Source organism: Vibrio sp. Vb1337 (assembly GCF_033338715.1).
GTDB lineage: Bacteria > Pseudomonadota > Gammaproteobacteria > Enterobacterales > Vibrionaceae > Vibrio > Vibrio alginolyticus.
The window spans coordinates 1-1,434 of the sequence record NZ_JAWOTD010000100.1; the positions used below are offsets into that span (position 1 = coordinate 1).

At 43.7% G+C, this 1,434-nt stretch carries 2 protein-coding genes; both read right to left on the reverse strand.

Annotated features, from left to right (window positions below; translation table 11 throughout):
• Positions 1 to 261 (reverse strand): chemotaxis protein CheW (locus tag R7E42_RS24190; RefSeq protein WP_318073115.1); only part of this gene is annotated, 261 nt, incomplete at its 3' end.
• A gap of 288 nt (positions 262 to 549) precedes the next feature.
• Positions 550 to 1,434 (reverse strand): ROK family protein (locus tag R7E42_RS24195; RefSeq protein WP_318073116.1); only part of this gene is annotated, 885 nt, incomplete at its 5' end.

The window sequence follows — 1,434 nt, forward strand, 5'->3', positions numbered from 1 at the left end:
TTCTCCACGAAGAGGAGGAAAACCAATCGAACAACGTAAATCAATCACAGGTACAGCTTCACCTCGAAGAGAAGCAACACCACGGATGTTGTAGTGTGAGCCAGGCAGCTTAGTCAACGGCGGAAGCTTTATCACCTCTTTCACTTTGAACACATTAATCGCAAATAACTGACGACTGTTTAACGTTAACAGCAAAAGTTCCAGTCGGTTTTCACCCACTAAGTTCGTACGCTGATCAACCGTATTTAAAACTCCGGACATACTCCTACCTAAATTCTGAACGATTATTTTTCACTCTTTATTGGAAACCTTGCTGAGAATACAAGGCGACGTTTTTTAATGAGTGTATAGATATCTAAGTAAACTCAATACGTTAGCTTGATACGTTTAACATCATGAGCCAAATTAGATATAAGTGCAAATTACATCAATGACGTGCACATAGCAATGCACTGCTGCTCAGATTCGTCATTTGATGGCTTTTTAAGATCAAAAAAGGGTGCGCTCTTGAGCCACACCCTAAATCAAATTAAAGATAGAAAGAAGTGATTAACCTTCCACCACCTTCATTAACAACTGCCCATCATACAGAGCTTGTTTTATCAGCGCAGCGCCCGGCATCGTCGCTTGTTTATAAAAGCGAGATTCCACCAGCTCAAGATCTTGGTGATAAACAGGCAAACTTTGCTCTTCAATACAACGGCGAACGGCTGGATAAAGCACCTCTTTCGCTTGGTTAATTACCCCACCAATCAAAATCTTTTCTGGGTTAAACAAGTTGATCACGATAGCAATTGCAGAACCTAAATAGCGTCCCAATTTTTCAATCACATCAACCGCGAGAGGATCGCCATTTGCCGCGGCTTCACAGATACTTTCGATACTCATCTCTTCTTGATCCGCAAGAATGGAGGCTTCACCTTCAGAGATGCGTCTTACCACTTCTTCACGAATCGCTTGCGAGCTGGCAACCGTTTCTAAGCAACCAATGTTGCCACAGTGACATCGCTTCCCGTTGGGATCAATTTGAATATGCCCTAGTTCACCGATATTACCGTGGCGGCCTTGAAGAACTCGCCCATCAAGAATGATACCGGCACCTAAACCATGGTGAATCGAAATAAGAACAGAGTTGTCATTTTCTTGGGAATGACCAAAGAGCTTTTCAGCTAAAGCCCAAGCACGCGTATCGTTGGCAATAAAGACCGGCAAACCCGTCGCTTTGTAAATCTCTGGCCCCAAAGCAAGGTTTTCGACGTTATAGTGAGGCATTTGCAGCACCACACCCTGCTCAGAGTTTACAAGACCTGGAAGCGTAATCGCGAAGCTAGTAACACGATCCAGCTGATCGCCATACGTCTGAAAAAAGTCGTCAATTTCGTAGAGCAGACGCTCAAGAACATCGTCTTGGTCACGTTCATGAATTTCGATTTT